The sequence below is a fragment of the Nostoc sp. genome (genome assembly GCF_036917195.1).
GTDB lineage: Bacteria > Cyanobacteriota > Cyanobacteriia > Cyanobacteriales > Nostocaceae > Nostoc.
In genome coordinates this window covers 1-22,934 of record NZ_JBALDG010000041.1, presented here as the reverse complement: position 1 = coordinate 22,934, position 22,934 = coordinate 1, and the positions used below count along the sequence as shown (strand labels likewise).

Sequence of the window (22,934 nt, the reverse complement as noted above, 5' to 3'; positions counted from 1 at the left end):
CAGGGGTTTGCCAAAAAAGCTTTTAGTTGGATTCCTCAAAAAGAGATGGAAAGTTACGACGACCACTTATAACCCGTAGAATTTCGATACCATCATCTAGCACTTTGTAGAAAACGATATAACCTTGCAAGGATAAACCTCGGAGGTCTGGACGAATTTTTGCGTAACTTTTACCACTGTTTGGAAAGGCAACAAGTTGTTGGCACTTGCGGTTGAATTCACTGAAAAATCGCTCTCCTGCTTCAACGCTAGTTTGAGCAAAGTAGTCGGCAATTTCATTGATATCTCGGCTGGCAAGAATGTTGATGACGTAGCGACTCATGCTTGCGCCTGATGTCCTTGTCGAAACCGCTCTAGAATTTGGTTTACGAATGTCTCTCCATCAATAGGTGGCGTTTGGTCTGAAGCTAAAATCGCCGCATCAATTTTCTCTCGCACATCCTCGACCCATTCAGCATCAGCGCGATCGTATTCATCAAGCAACCGTAAGGCAATTTCAAGGGCTTCTTCTGCGGAGCGATATTTCCCAGACTGGAGCTTGGTTTGAATAAAGCGTTCTTGATCAGGTGTGAGACTGATGCTCATAGAAAACCTCTATTCAGATTATTCACCATTTTAAGTTAAAAAACGCACCCTGCTTTTTCGTTCAGTTAAAGTTTATTAAAGAAACAAGGAATCCACAGCCTCAAACCATTGTGACCATTTTTCCACGGGTGATTCATCAGGCTGACTCTCAGCAATTTTAACTTGATGTTTGTGGATAACAAAATCAATGAAATCAGTCACTTCTTGTAGGAGTGGTTCGGAAAGTTGCTGCAATTTTGCGTTAGCGAAGCTCGCCGAAGGCATCGCAGTTTCACGAATAGTCATGGGAATAATCCTTTTTCAGTCCTCTTCATTTTTACTCAAGGATTTGACTAAATACACGGCAATTGCGTAGGCGTAGCCCGTCGTAGACATCGCTTTCTGTAAGAATGCCTGCTGGCTAGCGATCTGTCTTTACGGATAACTTGAGGAGCTAAGGTTATGCGGCGTTGATTATGCTGATTCTAGATGAGTGACCGGAATTTGTTCGGTTCTTTCAGGGGGTTTCGCTCCAGTTGCAACAGCATGAACCGTATGAAGAATATCGGCAGAATAGTACCGATTGCCACAGGTATCACAAACACCTATCGTCACATCTTCGAGGATGACAAATCCATCTCTATGTTTAAATGCCTCGCGCTTTACAATTCGAGGTTGAACAGTTCCTTCGCAATACTCGCATCTATATCCATACATAAGGCTAGCCTTGAGCTTCAGTAACTTCATAAACAGTGATAATCAAATAACGTCCGTTGCTTGCGAAACGCCCAACAATCCCAACAGGCGTTTGTTGATCTAATGCAGTTCCTACTACTATATATTTTGTTCCTCTTGGGTCATCTTTTTCAACTCGAACGACTTGACCTTTCAGAACCGCCTCTTCCACATCTAAAATCGTCAGCATATCTTCAGCCATTTCTTCCATTGCATGGGCTGACATATCGTATTGGCTGAGTCTAATCTTTTCTCTGATACGGTCAATATCACTGCGAGGCACTTGTTTGTTTAGATAACATTCAGCTAATCATACCAAGTCTTAAGTACAAAAAATTATACCTTGGTTAAGAGATAAACTAAATCAATTTGATAATAAAGATTAAGGTATTGTACTGTTAAGGATTGTATTAGTCATTTCTATAAAAATATATAAATTGTAGATTGTCGATACTTCCGTAACATACCAATTCTTGTCCAGCCAACCACTATTTTTTTACTGATGTAAAGTTTTCCTGCTGAAATATCTATACTTTTAATGTCTAACCAAGGTAGAGTAACATTTTTAACTTTAATTCCCTTTTTGCTAATTGTTATTTCTCCAAAAACAACCTCTTGTCCTAGAGCATAATTAAACTTGAGGCTAGGCATCAGGTGTTTAAAAAGTTCATAATTTAAATACTTACCTAATTCTTCGTTAGCAATTATTTCATCAATAATTATTTTTTTACCATCTTTAGTTTCAATAGTGTACTCATAAGTTGTTCTAGCAGTAGGAATTACAAAGTATAGATAATATTTAACGCTGTACTGCCATAATGCCACAATATCACTAAAATTTATAACTCTTGTTTTATCGCTAGACTGATACGCTAATCCCTTCTCATACACGAATAAACGGTCTTTTAATATATCTATAATTCCGTATGCCAAAACACTAGACACTATAAGACATCCTAATCCTATAATGAGGCGGACACTTCCTTGCGGCAACCCATCTATAAATAATACGACACCTAGTAAAAGAAAAAATAAGGTAGCACCAATAGTCTTACTAAGTTGTCTGGAAATTTTTGGTCTAAATTCTTTGACCAACTTTCCTAATACAGGATGATTTAAGTGCTGCTTACGCTGGCTCATGTATGATATACATCAAATATTATTAGACTTGTATTATTGTTATACCCATTTTAAAAATCATTGTTACACACCTAGCAAACAAAAAAGCCCACTGGTGTGGGCTTTCTAAATCAATTAGATTATGGCTTGACTTACCGTTTCGCCAACTTTTTCGACATCTTCCGCAGACGAATCGATTGGGGTGTAACTTCCACCAATTCATCAGAGCCAATATATTCCAAAGCACGTTCTAAGCTCATGTCTATCGGTGCTTGCAGTTGCACTAATTCATCGCTACCAGCGGCGCGGTGATTGGTTAACTGCTTGGTCTTACAGATATTCAGTTCTAAATCTTGGGGACGATTGTGTTCTCCCACAATCATGCCTCTGTAAACCCTTGTACCGGGAGTAATAAAGAATGCTCCTCTATCTTCGGCGTTTCTCATGGCGTAGAAGGTAGAAACACCCTCTTCAAATGAGATTAAAACACCTTTGTTCCGGGCTTCAATGTCGCCACTGAGTTGACGGTAGTCTAAGAAGCTGTGGTTCATGATGCCTTCGCCACGAGTCATCCGCATGAATTCACCCCGGAAACCAATCAATCCACGGGCGGGAATGACAAACTCTAGTTGGGTGCGATCGCCACTACCTGGTTGCATATCTTGCATTTCGCCTTTGCGTTGTCCCAGGCGTTCAATACAGCTACCCACAGCATCAATAGGAATGTCTAACACCAAGAGTTCGTAAGGTTCGCAAGGTTGACCGTTGACTTCGCGGTAAATTACCTGTGGCTGAGATACCTGAAACTCGAAGCCTTCCCGGCGCATGGTTTCAATTAAGATACCCAGGTGGAGTTCTCCCCGACCAGAAACGAGGAATTTATCGGGAGAATCGGTTTCTTCGACACGCAAAGCAACGTTGGTTTCAAGTTCGCGGAATAGGCGATCGCGCACTTGTCTTGATGTCACCAACTTGCCTTCTTGACCAGCAAAGGGCGAATCATTCACACAGAAGGTCATTTGCAAGGTTGGTTCATCCACTTTAATTAGTGGTAAAGCTTGCGGTTCATTGGGGTCTGTAATCGTTTCCCCAATATAAGCATCAGCGAAACCAGCCACCGCGACAATATAACCTGCGGTTGCTTCTTCCAGGTCTACGCGCTTCAACCCTTCAAAGCCCATCAATTTGGCAATTCTACCCTTGACAATGGTGCCATCTTCTGTTACCAAAGCTGCTTGTTGTCCTGAGCGGATAGTACCGTTGTGAATTCTGCCAATAACAATCCGTCCCAGATATTCAGAATAATCTAAGGTTGTGACTTGCAATTGCAGAGGCTTATTGCTGTCGCCCACTGGTGAGGGAACGTGTTGCAGAATTGCATTAAAAAGAGGTTGCATATCTACCGATTCTGCTTCCAAACTTTCTTTGGCAAAACCTGCCATACCGGAGGCAAATAAATAGGTAAAATCACACTGGTCTTCATCTGCCCCTAATTCCAAGAACAGATCCAATACTTTATCGACAGCAACGTGGGGGTCAGCTTGACCACGGTCGATTTTATTGATCACAACGATGGGGCGCAGCCCTTTTTCTAAAGCTTTTTTGAGTACAAAGCGTGTTTGGGGCATAGGGCCTTCGTTGGCATCGACAATCAGAAGACATCCGTCAACCATGCCGAGTACTCGTTCGACTTCGCCACCAAAGTCAGCGTGTCCAGGAGTATCAACAATATTAATTAGTGTTTCTTTGTAGCGAACCGCCGTATTTTTGGACAGGATAGTAATACCCCGTTCCCGTTCTAGGGCGTTGGAGTCCATAACGCAATCCGGAACGTCTTCGCCTTCGCGGAAAATGCCGGATTGTTTGAGGAGTGCGTCAACCAGGGTAGTTTTACCGTGGTCAACGTGGGCGATAATGGCGACGTTGCGAATTGGGAGCGTCATAGAAACTTTTGGTGAACTCTAGAGGGGGTTTTGAGATTTACATTTGAATGCTAGGTTTTTGTAACAGAATTAGGTATCATTAACAAAACTCTGTAAAGAACCTTTAACAATTCTAGCGTAATCGTCACAATTGCGGTGAGGTTTGTCAAGGCTGCATGGCGATCGCCTGAGTACACGTCACCGTAAAAAGGGTTCGGAAATATTGAAACTTGATGTTAGGTTTCACTACCCTTTGGCTGTCTACGTTCTACCCAACCTGCGAATGATTAAATTTCATACCCTTTTTGTGCTGTTTCGACCAAACTAGAAATAAAGGGTGAAGACAAGTAGGCGAAACGACAGGAGAATTAACCGTAAAGGTTGAGGTAGTAGACTAGCAGATTGATATATAGTAGTAAAAATGTACTAATTTAATAGATTTAAACTAAAATACAGGAATCATATTTGATTTCTGAAAAAGGCCACGAGATAATACGGGGGGATATATCTGTCTAACAGCAAACAATGATAAACCAGTATCTACAAGCTGCCATTACTTCCTTTCAAGGGCGACTTGTACTAAAGGTTGTTTTGCCTACATATTGCTATAACTGTATAACCTGAGCAGAAATTTTGTGAAATGTTTGTAATTTAGGTTAAGTTATGCGCTTATCTAGCACAGACATCAGAAGATTTTTAGAAGAAGGAAGCCTTAAAATAGTTGGTAAAAGTGAACTTGAGTTCAATGCTAATGAGCAAATCAGACCTTCTTCTGTCGATGTTCGTATCTCCGATGATTTTTGGAAATTTAAAAATTATGAAACACTTGAGTATTTAGATATATTAGATATAGAAAAAGCTAGATATTTTAAAGATAATCCTAAATTAATTTATGAACAAATACATTTACTAAATGGAGAATATTTAGAAATAAAACCCGGTGAACTAATTATAACTGAAACTTTTGAGTGGATAGAGTTACCAACTTTTCTTTCGGCAAATTTGAAAGGGAGAAGTAGTTTTGCCAGACTAGGTATTTCAATACATTGTACTGGTGATTTTATAAATCCTGGATATAAAGGTCATATGCCGATGCAGTTAGTTAATCATAGTTCTATACCAATCAGAATATATCCATATCTAAGTATGGCACAACTAGTTTTTGAAAGAGTATCTTCAGAACCAGATGTTGATTACCAGAACCTCTCAACCAGTATATACAAATCTGACAGTGGAAACGTCGGTGGCTTATCTTTATGGTTTCGTGATAGAGAAATAGAAAAAGTAGCACTTCGTATTAGTGGTGCAAAATTTGAACAGAAAACTCAAATGATGATTGAAGACGCACTAATTAGAAGTGAAAAACGAACATTAAAACAAATAGAAAGTTCTCTTAAACGAGCTAAAGTATCAGAACCAAAGCAAATTGAAAAACGGTTGCAAAATTTTGAATCTAAAGATATCAAGCGTGACAAGAAAATGCGGATATTTTTCTGGATTTTTACATTGCTTTTTGGCGCAGATTTAAGTGTATTTATACCTGAACTTATTAAATTTATTATTACTGGAAATATTCATGAGCCAATGTTTTGGATTAGTTTCATAATAGGATTATTTTCATTAATTATTTTGTGGATTACATTTGATATCAAATTTATTGGGTTTTAATAAAAAGTTTATAATTCAATTGAGGATCAATATCCTATTAATTATCGTAACGAACCTTTATCTAGAAAGATTGAATTAGCTGAAGGATGGTTATTTCATAAGTTATAGTTTAAGGTATCGAAGGCACTTCGGGACAAATTAGATTAATGTATTTAGTCAATACAACTAATTGTGTAATCAAGCTTGTGTGGATTTATAGCCACGAGCAATTTGAATAACACCCTACTGAGGTGGATTTAAAAAACGTTATTAAGAAAATATTAATAATTTAATATTTTAGTTTTTAGATTTTATTAGCTAGGCGTCAATAAATTAAAGTTTGTAGTAAAACTTTAGTCCTGATAATTGTTGTTTTGAGCAATGAATCACTCAGAAGAACTATGATTTTGTTTTATGCTTAATTATACCTACCTATTTAAGATATATGGTTTTAGAAAATTAGCATTAAAATGTTATCCGCCTGGGGATAGAATACAGATTTAAATATTATCTATCTAAAAGTATAAAAATATAATTTGTAACTAAAAGTATTGTTTTTCTACCCATAGTTATGAGAGCGATCGCTCAAAAGAAAGATGGAATATCCCTAACCTCTGTGTAAAAGTTATATCAGTTAAGAATTATGAACACTGCCGAGGAGAACACGGATGGTAGCTACTTTAGATGATACGAAACGCAATGCTATTGCTCTGAAATTGGCAGACCTGAAAGCACTCCAACAATTGGTCATCGAAAAAGAGCAACTCTTTTTGAAAGAAGGACTTGATGCCGAAATTGCTGATCGCATCCGAAATTTTATCAATGATGATCAAAAAAATCTTGGCGTTCTGGAAACCATAATTGGTCAGTATGGCATTCAGGCGGAACCGAGAAATATTGTGAGAGAATTCATTGAAAAATCGAGAGAATTGTTTAAAAGTTCTGAATTAAGCTTATATGACAAAGTATCTCAGCATGAATTGCTGAAACATCAACTAGTAACCACTGGCTTAATAATTCACAAGGCTGCTCAAAAAGTTGGTGCTGACGTTTTGCTAGCGATCGCACCTTTGAATACCGTTAATTTTGAGAACCGCGCTCACCAAGAACAACTTAAAGGTATTTTAGAAATTCTCGGTGTCCGCGAACTCACTGGACAAGATGCAGATCAAGGAATTTGGGCCCGTGTTCAAGACGCTTTGGCCGCAGTCAGTGGTGTGGTAGGTAGTGCTGTTACTCAAAGCAGTGACAAAAAGGATATAAATATTCAAGATGTTATCCGCCTCGATCATGGCAAGGTAAATACCCTATTTACCGAACTCCTGCAAAGCGACAATCCACAGAAGATCCAAGAGTACTTCGGTCAAATTTATAAGGATCTAACTGCTCACGCCGAAGCTGAAGAGGAAGTAGTATATCCAAAAGTACGTCCTTTCTACGGTGAAAACGACACTCAAGAATTGTATGACGAACAAGCTGATATGAAGCGGGTGTTAGAGCAAATTAAGGCTATCAGCCCTTCTTCATCTGAATTCAAAGATCAAGTTAGACAGCTTATGGAAGCTGTTGGCGACCATATGCGTCAAGAAGAAAGCACAATGTTTACTGCCATTCGCAACAACTTGAGCACTGAGCAAAGTGAGCAACTGGCTACTGAATTCAAAGCTGCTAAGACCCGAATTCAACAAAAGCTAGGTGTTGTTAATGAAGCAAATGTGTAGGATGCTTTCGAGCTTTCTATATCCGCTAAGAAAGGTTAGTTAAACAAAAACTCCTAGCAGATCAGCGCTGGGAGTTTTTGTTTAAAAATGTTACTGACAGTATTTATAAGCCGTATAGGCCATAGTCACAACCCCGGTAATAATAGCAGATTCATCGACTTCAAATTGGGGATGGTGTAATGGGTGGTTAATGATTCTTTCTTTGTAGCCTACACCCAAGCGAAACATCGAACCGGGAGCGTGTTCCAAATACATAGAAAAATCTTCAGATCCAAGGGAGGGTTCGGGTAATACTTGAACGCGATCGCTACTCCAAGCTTCTTCGGCGGCTGATTGCAACAATTGTGTCAAGGTGTAATCATTTTGGACACTGGGTACGCCTTGGCAATAGTTGACTTCATACTTTGCTCCGTAAGTATGGCAGATATTAGATACAATGTTTTCAATCCAGTTCGGGAGATCGGCACGGGTTTCGGGATGGAGCGATCGCACGGTTCCTAATAACTGCACTTTATCCGCAATTACGTTTGGCGCTTTGCCACCATTAATCTTCCCTATGCTCAATACTACAGGACGCAAGGCATTTTGTGTCCGGCTGATAGCTTGTTGTAGTGCAGTAATCACTTGGCAAGCAATCCAAATTGCATCAATTGCCTCATGGGGACGCGCCCCGTGCCCAGATTCTCCCATAATCAGAATCTCTAAATTATCAGAGGCGGCTGTTAATGCTCCGTAACGCACACCAATAGATCCTGCGGGTATGGAAGGGAAAACATGAACCCCTAATACAGCTGAGACGTTTTCCATCGCCCCATCTTTCATCATCCAGTTTGCCCCTTGAGCAATTTCCTCGGCTGGCTGAAATAAAAACCGCACTTTACCACCCAATTCCTCTGCCACTTGAGACAGCACCATCGCTGTTCCTAATCCGACTGTGGTGTGGACATCGTGACCACAAGCGTGCATAATACCCTCTACGCTAGAGGCGTATTCCAAATTGGTGCCCTCTTGAATTGGCAAGGCATCCATATCGGTACGAATTGCCAATAAACGGTCATTTTGGCTAGTGCCTTCCAGTTCTCCAATGACGCCCGTTTTGCCAACTCCCTCTTGTACATGCAGACCACTGGAAGACAAAACACCAGCTACATAGGCTGCTGTTTGGTACTCCTGACCGCTGAGTTCTGGATGAGAGTGGATGTGGCGACGAATTTCGATTAAGCGAGGCGCTAGTTCTGCTGCTAAGTCTTTAATACGGGTAAGCATCGATTTAATTAATCTATAGGCTTTTTTCCCATGATAAAGAAATGTTAACAAACAAAATGCTTTTTGCCATACAACCATAAGTGAAAGATGAAGCAAAGGGGCAGGGGGGAGAAATAATTTCTCATGACTTAGGCAGTGAAAACCTGAAACCTTGATCCCCCCTTAAAAAGACAACCCGTCCAACGTAGTGGCTCCCCAATCCCCCATTGCTAGTTATTTTGAGTAGCAGGTTGTGCCTCGAGTATTTTCGGGTTCAAACTCGTTACATTCTCTGGGATTTTGACGTTCTAACGACCAGCTATAGGGCTTGTCGGAGGTGACAACACCATTAGCTAGAGTTGTTAGTCGAAAGTTAGCCCCTCGAAAATTAGTAAACTGCAATTTGGTATCTTTTAAGTTTGCTGCTTCCAAATTGGCACTGATCAAGCCGGCATAAGACAGATCAGCATTTTCCAGGGATGCTGATTTCAAATTTGCTCCTGTTAAGGAAGCACCACTGAGATTCGCCGAATTCAGAATCGCACCTTCTAAATTTACACCGGTGAGATCGGCATTCGTGAGATTAACTTGAGATAATGTAGCGCCACTCAAGTCAGCCCCTCGCAAATTTGCTCCAGTTAGATTCAGTCGAGTTAGGTCAGCACCACTCAAATTACACCGGGGGCAGGCGCTTGTTGCCTTCAACTGATCTAAGTCTAGCTGACTTAAGGCAAGGGCCTGCTCTGCAAACCCAAAACAAGCTAACAGGACGACGGTAGCAACAATTTTAAGTTTCATATTTTACAGATATTTACAAAAATGACAATTTACGCACATTGCGTACTGTCATACTTAATAATATGCTTCCCAAAATAACAACAGGGATGAAGCATTGATTAAGAAGCTGTGAAAATAGTATAAATTCTAATGGTAAGACTACTCAAACTGAAATATAAATTATAGAATCAAATCGTAAGCAAGTATACCGAACCTTTTATAGACTACCACTTATGTGATCCCCCTAGCTCGATGAAAAATGCGACTAGGGGGATCTTGTTTTTAGGTATTGGGCATGGGGCGAAGCATTGATTAAGAAGCTGTGAAAATAATATAAATTCTAATGGTAAGACTACTAAAACTGAAATATAGATTATAGAATCGAATCGTAAGCAACTATACCGAACCTTTTATAGACTACCACTTATGTGATCCCCCTAGCTCGATGAAAAATACGACTAGGGGGATCTTGTTTTTAGGTATTGGGCATTGGGTATTGGGCATTGATTATTTCTCCATCATTTCCCTCATCTCCCTCATCCTCCGCTGCCCTTCTGCCCCTGCCTTCTTCACCGCCACCCTAAAAAGCGCAATCCAGGCACAATTAGGTAGTAACTCACTCCTAACCAGAAGCTGATCAACAAGCCCAGAGAACCAAAAAAAGTCAGAGGTAAGTATAACTCTGACCAGGCTGGTTGACTAGAAAATTGGAAGATCGCAGGTGCTAACCTCGAAAGAATCAAAACTGCATAGGCGATCGCACTGCCAAAGGCAGCGAACACAGCGTACACTATGTGATGGCTGCGAAGACCTAAACTCAAGGTGAGTAGGCAAACTGCCACCAAAATTACTGCCACTAAGCCCTCGCCGCTGTCTTTTGGTGTGATTAATTGCAAAATCAACCAGCCGAAGCCATAGCTAATCATGCCCATCAGCGACGCCACTAAAAAGCGCCGCCGTTGACCAAAACACCCAGATACTGTTAGTCCCCATGCGGTTCCCCAGCCTGCGGCGACGAACACCAAAATATCTGCCCCGAAGACGGGTTGAGTATTTGGCACTAATTGGTTTAGCTGACTTAAAATCAATTCCACAACCTGACGACCTAAGCTGGTGCGATATGCCAAAATAAAACCAGCGATCGCACCAAAACAAGCGCCGATACTAGTCAGGATCATCGCCCAAATCGTCGCTAAACAAGCTTGGAAGGTTTTGATGATTGCCTGAGCAATAAAAATAACGGTTTTAGTTACAGCTTGGCTAAAGTTAGCTAAAGCTTGTTTAATAGCTTGTGTTAGTAGTCTAAATCTCTGGGAAGCTTGGGTTGAGGCTTGCTTAACGTTATCCCGTAGTTGGAAAAATAACCCTGACGGCGGTAATGGTCGAGAAATCTTCGCCAACCGTTTTTGAATCATAGCTGCATTTGCTGGACGCGATCGCACATCCTCCTGCACCATTTCATCAAGCAAAGAAGCTAGTTGCGGGTTGACATTTACCGCAGTTCGCCAGCGCAATTTCCCCGTTTGCTGATCTTCCAACTCTAACGGGTATTTGCCTGTTAGTAGTTCAATCACCGTTCGACCGAGGGCATAAAAATCGGCACTTGGCCCGACAATACCTCCAGTAACTTGTTCTGGTGGACTGTAGCCCGAAGAAAATAATCGGGTGGAACTAGAGTGAGAACGTAGCTTAGAGGCGCTAAACTGTTTTGCCCCTCCAAAATCAATTAGTACCACGCGATCGCCCTCTATTTGCCCTTGAAGCGGGGTTACAGATGGCGAAGAGTCCAACATTAAATTAGAAGGTTTGATATCACGGTGAATAATCTGACGTTTATGTAATTCCTGTAAAATCTGTACAGCTTGGGCGAACCAGTTTAAAACCAAATCCTCTGGACACCCTTGGGGAAACTTTTTTAATATCTCCTCTAAAGTCCGCCCATTGATTTTTTCCATTACCAGACAAGGCAGTTGGTGTGGTTTGGGATTAAACAATTTTACGTGAAAATACCCATCGGCATCAACTCTGGGGACGCCAGGATGCTGCAAGCTAGATAAAACTGCCGCCTCTTGGGTAAATAATTCCAGTGCCTTTGGTGAATCTTCTACCAACACTTTCAGCACTTTTTCGGTTTGAGTTTTTTCATCCCAAACCGTGTAAATTTGAGCAAATCCTCCCGACCCTAAAGGCTGAAGTGGAACATAGCGGTCTAACAACTCTAGCGGTGCGCCACAGCTGTTACAAAATTTGTTTCCCCAAGGCTGAGGATAAGGACGTTGACAATCAGGATTTATGCAGTGAACCGCACTCTGAGTGATGTGGGACACAACCGCTACAATACAAAGGCTGACTTGATTTTAGCGTTTCTTTAGGTTTCCTGATTTTAAAATAGGCAAAAGGAAAACCCTCATAAAATCTATGAGGGCATTCGTTTATATGTATGTCAGTCCTTAATTACGAAAACTTCTCTTACTCTGCCTGTGCTTGGCAACTTCTTTGCGCTTGCGTTTTTCTAAGGGCGTTTCAAAATGACGATGTTTTCTCATGTCTGGAAAAATTCCAGCCTTGGAAACTTCTCGCTTAAATCGTCGTAAGGCTGACTCAATGTGTTCATTGTCACCTACAATTACTTGGGTCATTATTTCTCCTACTAAGTTGACTTCATCAATAGCTATGCAGGCAGTAGCAGTACAAAAAAAAGACAGACTCTTTGTCTGACCTTAAGAATCTTGGTAAATTTTTTTTCCAAGGTTAGTAGCGGGAGCGTCCGCCACCGCCACCGCCGTATCCTCCTCGGTTACCACCAAAGGAACCTCTATCACCTCTGTCTTCTTTAGGTTTAGCCTTGTTCACTTTCAGGTCACGACCCATCCACTCAGCACCGTCTAGAGCTTCAATGGCAGCTGTTTCTTCGGCTTCAGTTCCCATTTCCACAAAAGCAAAGCCTCGTGGACGACCAGTTTCACGGTCAGTAGGTACTTGAACCCGCTTTACAGTACCATATTCTGCAAAAATACCACTTAAATCCTCTTGTGTAACGTCATAAGAGAGGTTACCTACATAAATTGACATCGATTCTCTCCAAAATCATCACTGTGTAGAGATTTTAATTTCTCTGAGAAGTCTGTAAATACTAAAAGGAAAAAGCCCTTCAATACTAAAACCAAAGACATCACCGAATTAACTCTCCTAAATCTAGGATGACATAGGAGCCAGCTCTCTGCATCCAGTAGATAGTTAATCAGTGATGCGATCGCGTAAGTGCGATCGCCTGCCCCCACCTACCCTAAGTACAGCCCATTGCAAAAAAGGTTTGGAAATGCAAGAAGATAAATTCTGTAGGGTGATAAAGGAAATCAGACATGGAGGGGCGCATCTTTAATATCCGAATTGAACGTTTGACTGCATTAACCATGAAGCATTACTCCCAAATTTTAATATGAAAGGCAAAGTCAGGCAACAAATAAAGGCTATGTCGGCTTGTACTTCTTTGGATAACCCGCTATGAAAACAACTGCGGTCTTCTCCCAACTTGAAGAGCATCGTCCAAAAGTTGGGGAGCAAGTGGCGTGAGAGGCTAAGAGTTGAACTTCTCCTACAGTCGCGGTTACGCAAACGATGATTTTGAATTTTTTTATGACATTTTGACTATGTCTCCTTATCATCACCTTTCCAAGCCGTTTCCAATTCGGCTTTGACAACTAACTTGAGCGGCCTCATGTTTGCCTAGTGCCTGCAAGCCAAATAGAGAACGCCCATAATGGGGATACTTTTTAAACTTTCTATAATCACCCTTAGCCAAAAGCACACTGCCCAGAGATTCCCGCGTGGGAAAGTAGAAGTCTGGTGATTTCAGGTAATTAAGTCCGGTATGATTTGGTTTACCTTTGAGAACAGATTCCAAAACAGAATTAAAACTTGTCTAAAAGTAATCTATAAACATGGCAACGCTTTCTTAGCAAGCAATAACTAATCAACTGCAATGATTTCGATTATAACATAAACTTATTTTTGCATTTACTACTCTTGCTACTTCCTTTTCTAGCCATCCACTAGTGCAAATTTTGATAACGTTTATGGGATAGGATTTCTATAAACAGTCCAAAAATTTAATCATTTCATACAACGAATGATGAATGTACACATTCTGACTGGTTGTGATTTTCCACAAAACTTGTTTAGAATTTGTTATCACTTCTACTGAGATTGGTAAGCTATTTTTATTTTGATTAACTTGGAAGCCTGCACGTTTTAAAGCATGAATAGTCCACACAGACGCAATCCCCTCGCCTATCAAATTAATTTCTCCTTTGTAGGATGTATGGAGATGAAATTCACCAGAAGCAACATCAAACTCTACACCTTCACTACGGAAAGTATCAGCAAATGCACCATTCACTACCAAATCTTCCGGCGCACCAACGTGTAAAAGACCATTAGTTGATAATAGCCAAACTTTATCTGCAATCCGCAAAGCTAAATCTAAATCATGGGTAGAAAGGAGAATTGCTTGATTAGTTTCCCGTACTAACTGGCGCAACAATTGCATAATTTCTACCCGTCGCGGTAAATCGAGAAATGCTGTTGGCTCATCAAGTAACATAACAATAGGTGATTGAGCCAAAGCACGCGCAATCATAATTTTTTGACGTTCACCGTCGCTTAATTCGCTAACTTGGCGTTGTGCTAAGTGTACTGCTCCTACAGATTTAATTGCCCAATGTACTATAGCTTCATCTTGGGGTGTCAAATTTCCCCACCAGTCAGTGTAAGGATATCGCCCCAAACTCACCAAAGTGTAGGCTGATAGCATTCCCACATCAACTTTCTCAGTGAGTACCAAACTCAGACGTTTTGCTAATTCTTGTGGTTTTAAATGATATATGTTTTCTCCCAAGAGTCGCACTTCACCTGCTATAGGTGGTTGCATTCCGGCGAGCGATCGCACTAATGTGGATTTACCCGCACCATTGGGACCAAGTAAACAAACCAGTTCCCCAGCTAAGAGAGATAGAGAAATATCTGATGCAACACACCGAACAGTTTTTCGGGATGTCTTGTAACCAATAGTCAGGTTGTGAGTTGTTAAAATCGCATCATTCATCAGGGAAAAGATTTTTGGGAATTACGCCGCAGAATTACCCATGTGACAACAGGAGTTCCAATTAAAGCGGTGACAGCATTTAAAGGTAAAACCATCTGACTTACCCAAAGTTGGGAAAACAAATCTGCAATTAGCGCTAATATTGCACCCATGATTATTACAATAGGGATTAATATTCGATGGTCGGAAGTATTGAACAGACTACGACACAGATGGGGAATTGCCACACCTAAAAATGCTATAGGGCCACAAAAAGCAGTAATTCCACCTGCTAATATAGATGCACTAGTAATAATAGAAAATCTGGTTTTTTGCACCGTTAAACCTAGACTACGTGCATAAGATTCACCAAGTAAAAGTGCATTCAAAGATTTTGATTGCAGTACTGCTCCCAATAAGCTTAAAAGTATAACTGGAATTAAAACAACTAACTGTCTCCAAGTCACCCCAGCAAAACTACCAAAAGTCCACATGATATAACTTTGAATACGTTCTTTTGAACTAAATTGCAGCAGTATACTGACAATTGCACTCGTAGCATAGCCAAACAATAAACCTAAAATCAGTAGTGTCATTGTGTCTTGCACTCGGCGAGAAACAACTAACATCATTCCTAAAACTGATGCTGCACCGAGACTTGCAGCTATGACTAAACCAAAATCACTAATTATTCCCAAATCTGCTAATAATATTGGTGTCGTAGCACTTGCTGTCAGCATAACTAACGCTACACCTAAACTTGCACCAGAACTAATACCCAATACAAAAGGCCCTGCTAAAGGATTTTTAAATAAAGTTTGCATTTGCAAGCCACTCACACCTAAAGCTGCACCTGCTAAAGTTGCAGTCAAGGCTTTAGGTAGGCGAAATTTCAGAAGAATATTAGCCCATGTTGCTTTTTCTGGTTCTTGTCCAAGCAAAATTTTAACTACTTCATTAATAGGAATATCAACTGAGCCTAAAGCTAAGTCTAATAAAAAGGTAAATAGTAAACCTATTAGTAAAATTGAAAAAATAATAACTTTTATAATCAGAGCTTTTTGGTTTAGAAAGGGAATTTTAAATTTAGATTTTTTAATCAACATTATTAAATAAGTTTGTCGTAATAAAAGAGTTGATGATTAGGTAATATATCTGGATGCAGTATCTTAAGCAAGTCAGATAAAACGACATCTGGGTTACTAATACCATCTTCCCAGTAATCATTACCTCCATTTTCATTGACACGGGCATTATTATTATAAAGATTTCCCTGTTTCACAGCCTTAAAATCGGCATAACGATTATCTTCCGTAACTAAATCTTTTAAATTATTCCAAGATTGACGAAAATTTAACCAGTAATCAGCATTGGCTGCACGTTCCAAAACGACTTCAAAAGATAAAGGTAGACTACCAGATGATTTATCATTACTCCAGAGGTAGTTTGCTCCTGCGTCAGCCAGATATTTGGCTACGTAACTTTTGCCTCCAGGCATATACCAAGTTCCTTTAAAGTTAAATCCAAGAAATACAGTCGGGCGATTTTTTACAGATTTGGCTTTTTGAGCTATTTGTTTATATTTATAAGCAATTTCATTGAATATTTTTTCTGCTTGTTCTTCTTTATTAAAAAATAAAGCCGTAAATTTGAGCCATTCACTTCTTCCCAATGGTGTGTCTTCCATATATTCAGCATTTATCCCCACTTTCAAACCTGCCTCTGTGAGTTTGGCATAGCTATCAGTTTGGGAATTTCCAGTACCATAAGTTGTTACCAAGTCAGGATTTAATTCTAATAATTTCTCTATATCCACATTGTCATTATTACCTATTTGTGATACTTTCCCAGCTTTGATTCTTTCTACCACATCAAGAGTATTTACTTGTTTACTATTACTAACGCCAATCAATTTATCCACTACTCCTAACTTTGCTAAGTGCGGTAAATGAGTAGTAGAAAGAGAGACTATAGAATTTACTGGTACTGTAATTACCTGTCTTTGATTAAATCCTTGTGGCGTAGGAGTTCCACATTGAACTAGAACATATTGAAAACCTGTCTTAGCATTTTGCCAAGGATTTTTGATGGTGACTATTTTGTAATGTTTGTGATATTCTACTGCCAAGCCTGTGGCATGAGTAATTTTGATTTTAGTTGGGAAGTAATCAGTATTTTGCTCGTATTTTTGAATACAATTATTGATATTATTTGTAGATGTGTTGATTGCTGTACTATGACAAGCAATGATAAAAGTGACAATTAATAAGAATTGACTCGCGCCTACAGCAATACGAAAAACCAGCTTGCGATCGCGAAAAAGCCGCGCAACTATAGCCATCATCCGTACCTCGCAGATGGTGTGAACAGTAAGTTAACCATCGGCGGGCATCCTGACTCTGAGGCATGAGCCTCTTCACAGTTGCTCCCAAGCGCCGGATTTACACCAGACTTTCCCCCTTGCGTCTGATGGCTGCTCCCCATCAGAACCGACCTCTGCATTGGAGCATATTTTGAAGCGTGCTGTATGCAAAAGCAACAAATTTTTAAGAAGTATACCGCTTGTACGGGTTGATAGAGTTACAGGTAAAGCAAGCATTGATAGCGATCGCCCTTGCTTTTCATACTCCAGTCAGGCGATTCTATAAAGATACAAATCATTCTCATTTAAGCGTTTTTCTGCAACGATCTCCATTTGATTCTAAGTCATAGCTTAGGAGCATCTATCATGAAATCTAAATCACTCCGAAATATTACATTTTTCTTACACCGCTACCTTGGCTTAGTTGCAGCGTTAGTGCTAATCATTGTCGGCTTGACTGGTTCTTTGTTGGTATTTCAGCACGAGATCGACGAATTTCTAGTAAGTCAACAATTCGGACAAGTCATTCCTCAAGACAAACCCCTGCCGATAGAATCCGTACTAGAAACCATCAAAACTGCCTATGCCAAGCAACCAGACATCAAAATCTCAAGCGTTAACACACTCCCAGACCCCCACCTTCCCTATAGTTTTTGGCTACAAGCCCCAAATGATAAATCTTTCCAAGTTATCGTCAATCCCTACACAGGGGCAATTATGGGTTCTCGTAATTGGGAGGAGACAATTATCGGCTGGACTTTTAAACTCCACTACCAACTCCTTGCAGGTGAAATCGGCACAATCATTGTCGGCATTGTGGCTTTTATGCTGTTGATTCTTAGCATTACAGGAATTGTGTTGTGGCCTGGTTGGCGCAAGTTAATCTCTGGTTTCAAAATTAAGTGGAATGCTCATCCTAAGCGAGCCAACTTTGATGTTCACAAAGTATCAGGCATCGTTACGGCTGTCTTCTTGACTTTTATTGCCTTTACAGGTTTTTGCTGGAACTTCTACGATTTTGCTAGACCTGCCATCCATGCAGCCACCTTCACACCAATTATAAAAGATCCAGTTTCTAAACCAATTCCTGGTAAGTCTGCCTTGAAACTCAGCGAAATTTTACAAAAAGCTGATGCAGCGCTACCTGGTGCTGCTACAACTTATATCAGCCTTCCTCAAAAGCCAGAAGAGGTTTACACAATTGGCAAAAAACAACCACGAGAGACAACAGAGTACGGTTATAGTCGGGTTTATCTTGACCAATACACAGGTAAAGTGTTGCAATTACAGAATGGGCTGAAGCCGACACGGGCAGAAGCAGTGTTGAATTCATTTTCACCACTGCACTATGGCACATTTTGGGGACTAGCAACGCGGATTCTCTATGTTTTTGTGGGACTTTCACCGCTACTTCTGTCTATCACTGGCTTTGTGATGTGGTGGTATCGCTACAAAGGGAAAAATCGCCAACAGCAGACTGTGAGAATAATTGAGCGTTTAGGTAAGAGTTAGGGTATTGGGCATCGGGAAAAGGGGAAAGGAAAAGAAAAGAATTTTTCTTTTGCTTCCCTGCTCCCCAGTCCCTAGTCTTCTAGTTCATAACGACTACTTACTACTCACCATGACTATCACCATTTCAGCGAATGCTCACTGGGAACTATTACTAGAAACTCAAGACACCATACGCCTTTACGATCCCTGCGATTCATTGGATATCCTCTGGCAGTACCCGCCCCGACTCGGTGAGGGACAGTCTCGATTGATTGAATTGCGAGAAGGATTGGAACTATGCATTAGTAACCATCAGCTTCATGACACTGTAATTACAAAAGTTAAGGAGCGTGAACATTATCTGGAATATTGTTTCGTCCTTTCAGGAGTTGGAGAAACTCGGCATATGTGTAGAGAAAGTTCTATGACCTTTAGTGCCGGAAAGTATTTTTTTACTGGGAGTGGTGTTGCACCTAGAGAGATTGGCAAGTTATCGGCACAGCAACCGCATTTATATGTAGGAGTTCACATGAATCCAGAACTCTTTCGTTCTTTTGCTGGTGATCCTTCAGGGGAACTTCCACTAAGTCTGAATCATTTGATTAGAAAACCAAGCCAGGAATATTACACCCGCGTGGGGACAACCACCCCAACGATGCAAATCACGTTGCAGCAAATTCTAGGTTGCCCCCATCAAGGGTTGCTCAAGCGGATGTATCTAGAAAGCAAGACTCTGGAACTGATGGCACTGATAGTTGAGCAAGAACTAGAAATGCAAGAGGGCAGGCAGCATTCCGGCACACTCAAACCAGAAGATGTTGACCGCATTCATCACGCCAGAGACATTTTACTTGAGAATGTGCACAATCCTCTTTCATTAAGAGAACTAGCTAGACGTGTTAATTTGAATGATTTTACTTTAAAACAAGGCTTTCGTCAAGTTTTTGGTACTACAGTATTTAGCTACTTACGCAATTATCGCTTAGAGCAGGCACGACAACTTTTAAAAACTGGAGATATGAATATCACTGAAGTTGCTCAAGCAGTGGGCTATACAGACCGCAGTCCTTTTGCATTAGCATTCCGTAAACATTTTGGATTAAACCCCAAGGAGTATCAGAAACAAGGAAAAAATTCCCTCTAGCTCTCGAAAAATTCCCTCTAGCTCTCTAATATCTCATCTATCACACCTGATTTACTTGTATTCTTTTTGATATTCATTTTTATTAGTCGTGTGTGGTGATGTTGACTAAGCAATGCCAATTGTTGTTGATAGTTAGTACATGGATGTGGCTGATTGCTACGCCTGCATGGGCTGAGGGAAATTCAAAGCACGTCAATACTGCTCAAACCCCTGCCAAGCTATCCTTGGTCAAGGAAGATGCTGTAGGCGGTGGGGTGAAACGACAAAAACGAGGTGAGCTACCATCTAGTAAAATTCCTCGCCTCAGCGAAATTAACCGTCCTGCTACTAGCGTCAAACAGTGGCTTTCTCAGTCTTTAATTCAAGTAACAGGTGTAAAACTCAATACTACTGACAAAGGGCTAGAGGTGATTTTAGAAACACCTCAAGGGCAGCAATTGCAACTTACAAATCGTAGTCAGGGAAATAGTTTCGTTGTCGATATTCCGAACGCACAACTGCGTTTACTCAGTAGTAATATATTTCGTCAAGAAAAGCCTATTGCGGGAATTACTGAAATAACAATTGCAAATGTTGATGCAAATACTGTGCGAGTGACAGTGGTAGGTGAGAAGGCTTTGCCCACAGTTGAGTTATATGATGATAATGTGGGGCTGGTTTTTGCAGTAGCATCACAGGCAACAGCACAACAGCCACCCCAAACACAGCAGCCGGAAAACGAGACACAGCCGAAGCAACCTTCAGCAGAGGGTGATGAGCCAATTGAGTTAGTGGTAACAGGAAAACAAGATACCTATCGTGCAACAGATGGCTCAACTGCTACCAAAACTGATACGCCCCTGCGTGACATTCCACAGTCGATTCAGGTCGTACCTCGGCAAGTGCTGGAAGACCAGCAGGTGAGGAACCTCGGAGAAGCACTAAGAAATGTGCCTGGTGTGGCGCAAGGAGGGAATTCATCAACCCGTGGAAGTTTTAACCAGCCATTAATCCGAGGCTTTGGTGCTGCTGATGATATCCAGAGAAACGGATTGAGAGACTCTACGTATAGATATCAGAGTGATACAGCTGCTATTGAACGGATTGAAGTGCTTAAAGGGCCAGCTTCTGTTCTCTACGGTCAGGGTTCCTTGGGAGGGGTAATTAATTATGTCACCAAACAACCCCTGAGTGAACCATACTACGCGGCGGAAGTCTCTGCTGGCAGCTTCAATTTCTATCGCAGTGCCATAGACCTTTCGGGCCCACTCAATCCCAGCAAGACGGTGTTGTATCGTCTCAACCTTGCGGCTCAGACCACAGAAAGTTTTCTTGACTTTTATGATGAACAAAAATACTTTGTAGCACCTGTACTCTCCTGGCAACTGGGCGATCGCACCAAGATTACTTTTTTTGGAGAATATCAGGTTCGACCCCAAAAATTTGGTCAGCAGGGGCTTCCTGCTGAGGGAACTGTCTTACCCAATCCGAATGGTCAAATCCCACGCGATCGCAACACATCGGAGCCGTATAGTACAAACGATGCCAGTGCCCTTCGCGTTGGGTACGATTTTGAACATCGCTTTAGTGACAACTGGCAGATCCGTAGCGCTTTTGGATTTACATCGACTCAACGTTACAAAGTTTGGGTTTTTAGCAGCGCCTTGGCTGGGGATAAGCGTACCCTCCGCAGGAACTACACCGATGGTGTTAATGACGATAGAGTCTATAATCTTGACACTTATGTGGTGGGTAAATTTGCCACCGGCAGTATTGGGCATGAACTGGTCACAGGTTTTAATCTCACCAGGATAAACAGTACTACCATCAATAAAAACCGCCAAATTGCTTCCCTTGACCTGTTTAACCCTGTGTACGGTAGTCAGCCATTCGGTGATCTTGACGTTAATAGCGATTTCCAGTCGTCAGATTCACTGGGTCTTTATGTTCAAGATCAGGTGACATTGGCTTCTAATCTGAAACTGCTATTAGGTTTGCGATTTGATACCCTCAACCAGACATCAGGGGATCAGGATCAGGTTTCCAATACGGAACAAACGCAATCTGATAATGCCTTTAGTCCGCGTGTTGGTCTTGTCTACCAGCCGATTCCAGCAATTTCGCTGTATGCCAGCTACAGTCGTTCCTTTACCCCAAACATTGGAAACGCTTTTGATGGCAGTGCATTTAAACCACAGTATGGCACTTCCTATGAAGTGGGCATCAAAGGCGATATTAGCAATCAACTGTCGGCGACCCTTGCTTTTTACGACCTGACACTCTCCAATGTTTTGACGGATGATCCAGATAATGTAGGCTTCTCTATCCAAACAGGTGAACAACGCAGCAAGGGGGTTGAACTCAGCATTGGTGGTGAAATTTTACCAGGATGGAACCTTATTGCAGGCTACGCTTACACGGATGCAGAAGTTACTAATGACACTAATTTTAGTCTGGTAGGTAACTTCCTGAACAATGTTCCCAAACATAGCTTTAACATCTGGACAAGCTACGAAATTCAATCAGGTAGTCTAAAAGGATTTGGTGTTGGTGGAGGATTGTTTTTTGTAGGCGATAGACAAGGAGATTTAGCGAATACCTTTGAATTGCCGAGTTATCTCCGCACCGATGCTGCCATCTTCTATAAACAAGATAGATTCCGGGCAGCGATTAATTTCAAGAATCTGTTTGACGTAGACTATTTTGAGTCGGCGTTGAACAGGGTAAATGTTTATCCCGGTGAGCCGTTTGTTGTGCAAGGAACGATTCGGTGGGAGTTTTAGGGAAAAGTAATGATTTGAGTATTGAGTAGATGCATAGTATCTCCAGCAGAAAATCGCCCAATGAACACTAAGCGAGTTTAGCGTGGTTCTCCGGTTGCCAGGAGCGATCGCTAAGATGATACAACAGTTTCAAATTGCTATTGCGTAAATCAACTAAATTAAATATAAAATACTCAGGTGCTAGATCCCCGACTTTTTCAAAAAGTCGAGGATCTGAGTATTCAGGTTTCTAAACATTTGTGCCAAGAGAAGACTTTTGTGTTTCGTGCAGCCAAAAGCAACTTCTGTCGTCTTGGAAGTAACTTCTGCCGCGACGAAACCGTGTTTCGCGCAGCCAAAAGCAACTTCTGTCGTCTTGGAAG

Annotated in this window: 20 protein-coding genes and 1 riboswitch; of the genes, 5 read left to right on the top strand and 15 right to left on the bottom strand. The window is 41.1% G+C overall.

Annotated features, from left to right (window positions below):
- Positions 1 to 22: 22 nt before the first annotated feature.
- The 7 genes from V7K40_RS14500 to typA form a co-directional block, all read right to left on the bottom strand.
- Entirely contained in the window at positions 23 to 322 is a 300-nt protein-coding gene (locus tag V7K40_RS14500) for a type II toxin-antitoxin system RelE/ParE family toxin (RefSeq protein WP_334691178.1), read from the bottom strand.
- Entirely contained in the window at positions 319 to 585 is a 267-nt protein-coding gene (locus V7K40_RS14495; protein ID WP_334960677.1) for a type II toxin-antitoxin system ParD family antitoxin, read from the bottom strand. Before V7K40_RS14495 ends, V7K40_RS14500 begins: the two co-directional genes overlap by 4 nt.
- A 75-nt stretch (positions 586 to 660) precedes the next feature.
- A complete protein-coding gene (locus V7K40_RS14490; RefSeq protein ID WP_334960675.1) occupies positions 661 to 870 on the bottom strand; it encodes a hypothetical protein in 210 nt (69 codons plus the stop codon).
- Positions 871 to 1,038: 168 nt separating this feature from the next.
- Entirely contained in the window at positions 1,039 to 1,281 is a 243-nt protein-coding gene (locus tag V7K40_RS14485) for a YgiT-type zinc finger protein (protein ID WP_334960673.1), read from the bottom strand.
- A gap of 4 nt (positions 1,282 to 1,285) precedes the next feature.
- Positions 1,286 to 1,582, bottom strand: coding sequence for a DUF4258 domain-containing protein (locus V7K40_RS14480; protein ID WP_334960671.1), 297 nt, complete (start codon positions 1,580 to 1,582; stop codon positions 1,286 to 1,288).
- Positions 1,583 to 1,719: 137 nt separating this feature from the next.
- Positions 1,720 to 2,439: a DUF6585 family protein gene (locus V7K40_RS14475; protein ID WP_334960668.1), complete on the bottom strand. Its 720-nt coding sequence runs from the start codon at positions 2,437 to 2,439 to the stop codon at positions 1,720 to 1,722.
- 131 nt (positions 2,440 to 2,570) lie between these two features.
- Positions 2,571 to 4,361: a translational GTPase TypA gene (typA, locus tag V7K40_RS14470; RefSeq protein ID WP_334960666.1), complete on the bottom strand. Its 1,791-nt coding sequence runs from the start codon at positions 4,359 to 4,361 to the stop codon at positions 2,571 to 2,573.
- 642 nt (positions 4,362 to 5,003) lie between these two features.
- Between typA and dcd the strand changes: the two genes are divergently transcribed.
- Both dcd and V7K40_RS14460 read left to right on the top strand, forming a co-directional pair.
- On the top strand, positions 5,004 to 6,008 hold the full coding sequence (dcd, locus tag V7K40_RS14465) for a dCTP deaminase (protein WP_334960664.1): 1,005 nt from the start codon (positions 5,004 to 5,006) through the stop codon (positions 6,006 to 6,008).
- 647 nt (positions 6,009 to 6,655) lie between these two features.
- On the top strand, positions 6,656 to 7,708 hold the full coding sequence (locus V7K40_RS14460) for a hemerythrin domain-containing protein (RefSeq protein WP_334960662.1): 1,053 nt from the start codon (positions 6,656 to 6,658) through the stop codon (positions 7,706 to 7,708).
- A 90-nt stretch (positions 7,709 to 7,798) separates the two neighbouring features.
- Here V7K40_RS14460 and V7K40_RS14455 read toward each other — a convergent pair whose 3' ends face one another.
- From V7K40_RS14455 to V7K40_RS14420, 8 genes are all read right to left on the bottom strand, one after another.
- On the bottom strand, positions 7,799 to 8,974 hold the full coding sequence (locus V7K40_RS14455) for a M20 family metallopeptidase (protein ID WP_334960660.1): 1,176 nt from the start codon (positions 8,972 to 8,974) through the stop codon (positions 7,799 to 7,801).
- Between the two features lie 213 nt (positions 8,975 to 9,187).
- The gene (locus tag V7K40_RS14450; protein ID WP_334960658.1) at positions 9,188 to 9,751 is read right to left on the bottom strand and encodes a pentapeptide repeat-containing protein; all 564 of its coding nucleotides are present in this window, start codon (positions 9,749 to 9,751) and stop codon (positions 9,188 to 9,190) included.
- A 548-nt stretch (positions 9,752 to 10,299) separates the two neighbouring features.
- Entirely contained in the window at positions 10,300 to 12,057 is a 1,758-nt protein-coding gene (locus V7K40_RS14445) for a serine/threonine-protein kinase (RefSeq protein WP_334960656.1), read from the bottom strand.
- Between the two features lie 123 nt (positions 12,058 to 12,180).
- Positions 12,181 to 12,369 carry a 30S ribosomal protein S21 gene (gene rpsU / locus V7K40_RS14440; protein ID WP_012407716.1) on the bottom strand — a complete coding sequence of 63 codons (189 nt, stop codon included), beginning with the start codon at positions 12,367 to 12,369 and terminating at the stop codon, positions 12,181 to 12,183.
- Between the two features lie 112 nt (positions 12,370 to 12,481).
- Complete coding sequence (locus tag V7K40_RS14435; protein WP_273762368.1) at positions 12,482 to 12,802, bottom strand: RNA-binding protein; 321 nt, start codon at positions 12,800 to 12,802, stop codon at positions 12,482 to 12,484.
- A gap of 1,018 nt (positions 12,803 to 13,820) precedes the next feature.
- Positions 13,821 to 14,834 carry an ABC transporter ATP-binding protein gene (locus V7K40_RS14430; RefSeq protein WP_334960654.1) on the bottom strand — a complete coding sequence of 338 codons (1,014 nt, stop codon included), beginning with the start codon at positions 14,832 to 14,834 and terminating at the stop codon, positions 13,821 to 13,823.
- Positions 14,834 to 15,919, bottom strand: coding sequence for an iron ABC transporter permease (locus V7K40_RS14425; RefSeq protein ID WP_334960652.1), 1,086 nt, complete (start codon positions 15,917 to 15,919; stop codon positions 14,834 to 14,836). The genes V7K40_RS14430 and V7K40_RS14425 overlap by 1 nt, the downstream gene beginning before the upstream one ends.
- Before the next feature lie 2 nt (positions 15,920 to 15,921).
- Positions 15,922 to 17,154: an ABC transporter substrate-binding protein gene (locus tag V7K40_RS14420; RefSeq protein WP_334960733.1), complete on the bottom strand. Its 1,233-nt coding sequence runs from the start codon at positions 17,152 to 17,154 to the stop codon at positions 15,922 to 15,924.
- Between the two features lie 24 nt (positions 17,155 to 17,178).
- Positions 17,179 to 17,322, bottom strand: a riboswitch (cobalamin riboswitch).
- Between the two features lie 219 nt (positions 17,323 to 17,541).
- Here V7K40_RS14420 and V7K40_RS14415 point away from each other — a divergent pair.
- The 3 genes from V7K40_RS14415 (at position 17,542) to V7K40_RS14405 (ending at position 22,572) form a co-directional block, all read left to right on the top strand.
- Positions 17,542 to 18,687 carry a PepSY-associated TM helix domain-containing protein gene (locus V7K40_RS14415; protein WP_334960650.1) on the top strand — a complete coding sequence of 382 codons (1,146 nt, stop codon included), beginning with the start codon at positions 17,542 to 17,544 and terminating at the stop codon, positions 18,685 to 18,687.
- A 109-nt stretch (positions 18,688 to 18,796) separates the two neighbouring features.
- Positions 18,797 to 19,810, top strand: coding sequence for an AraC family transcriptional regulator (locus V7K40_RS14410; RefSeq protein ID WP_334960648.1), 1,014 nt, complete (start codon positions 18,797 to 18,799; stop codon positions 19,808 to 19,810).
- Between the two features lie 98 nt (positions 19,811 to 19,908).
- Positions 19,909 to 22,572: a TonB-dependent receptor gene (locus tag V7K40_RS14405; RefSeq protein ID WP_334960646.1), complete on the top strand. Its 2,664-nt coding sequence runs from the start codon at positions 19,909 to 19,911 to the stop codon at positions 22,570 to 22,572.
- Positions 22,573 to 22,934 lie beyond the last annotated feature (362 nt).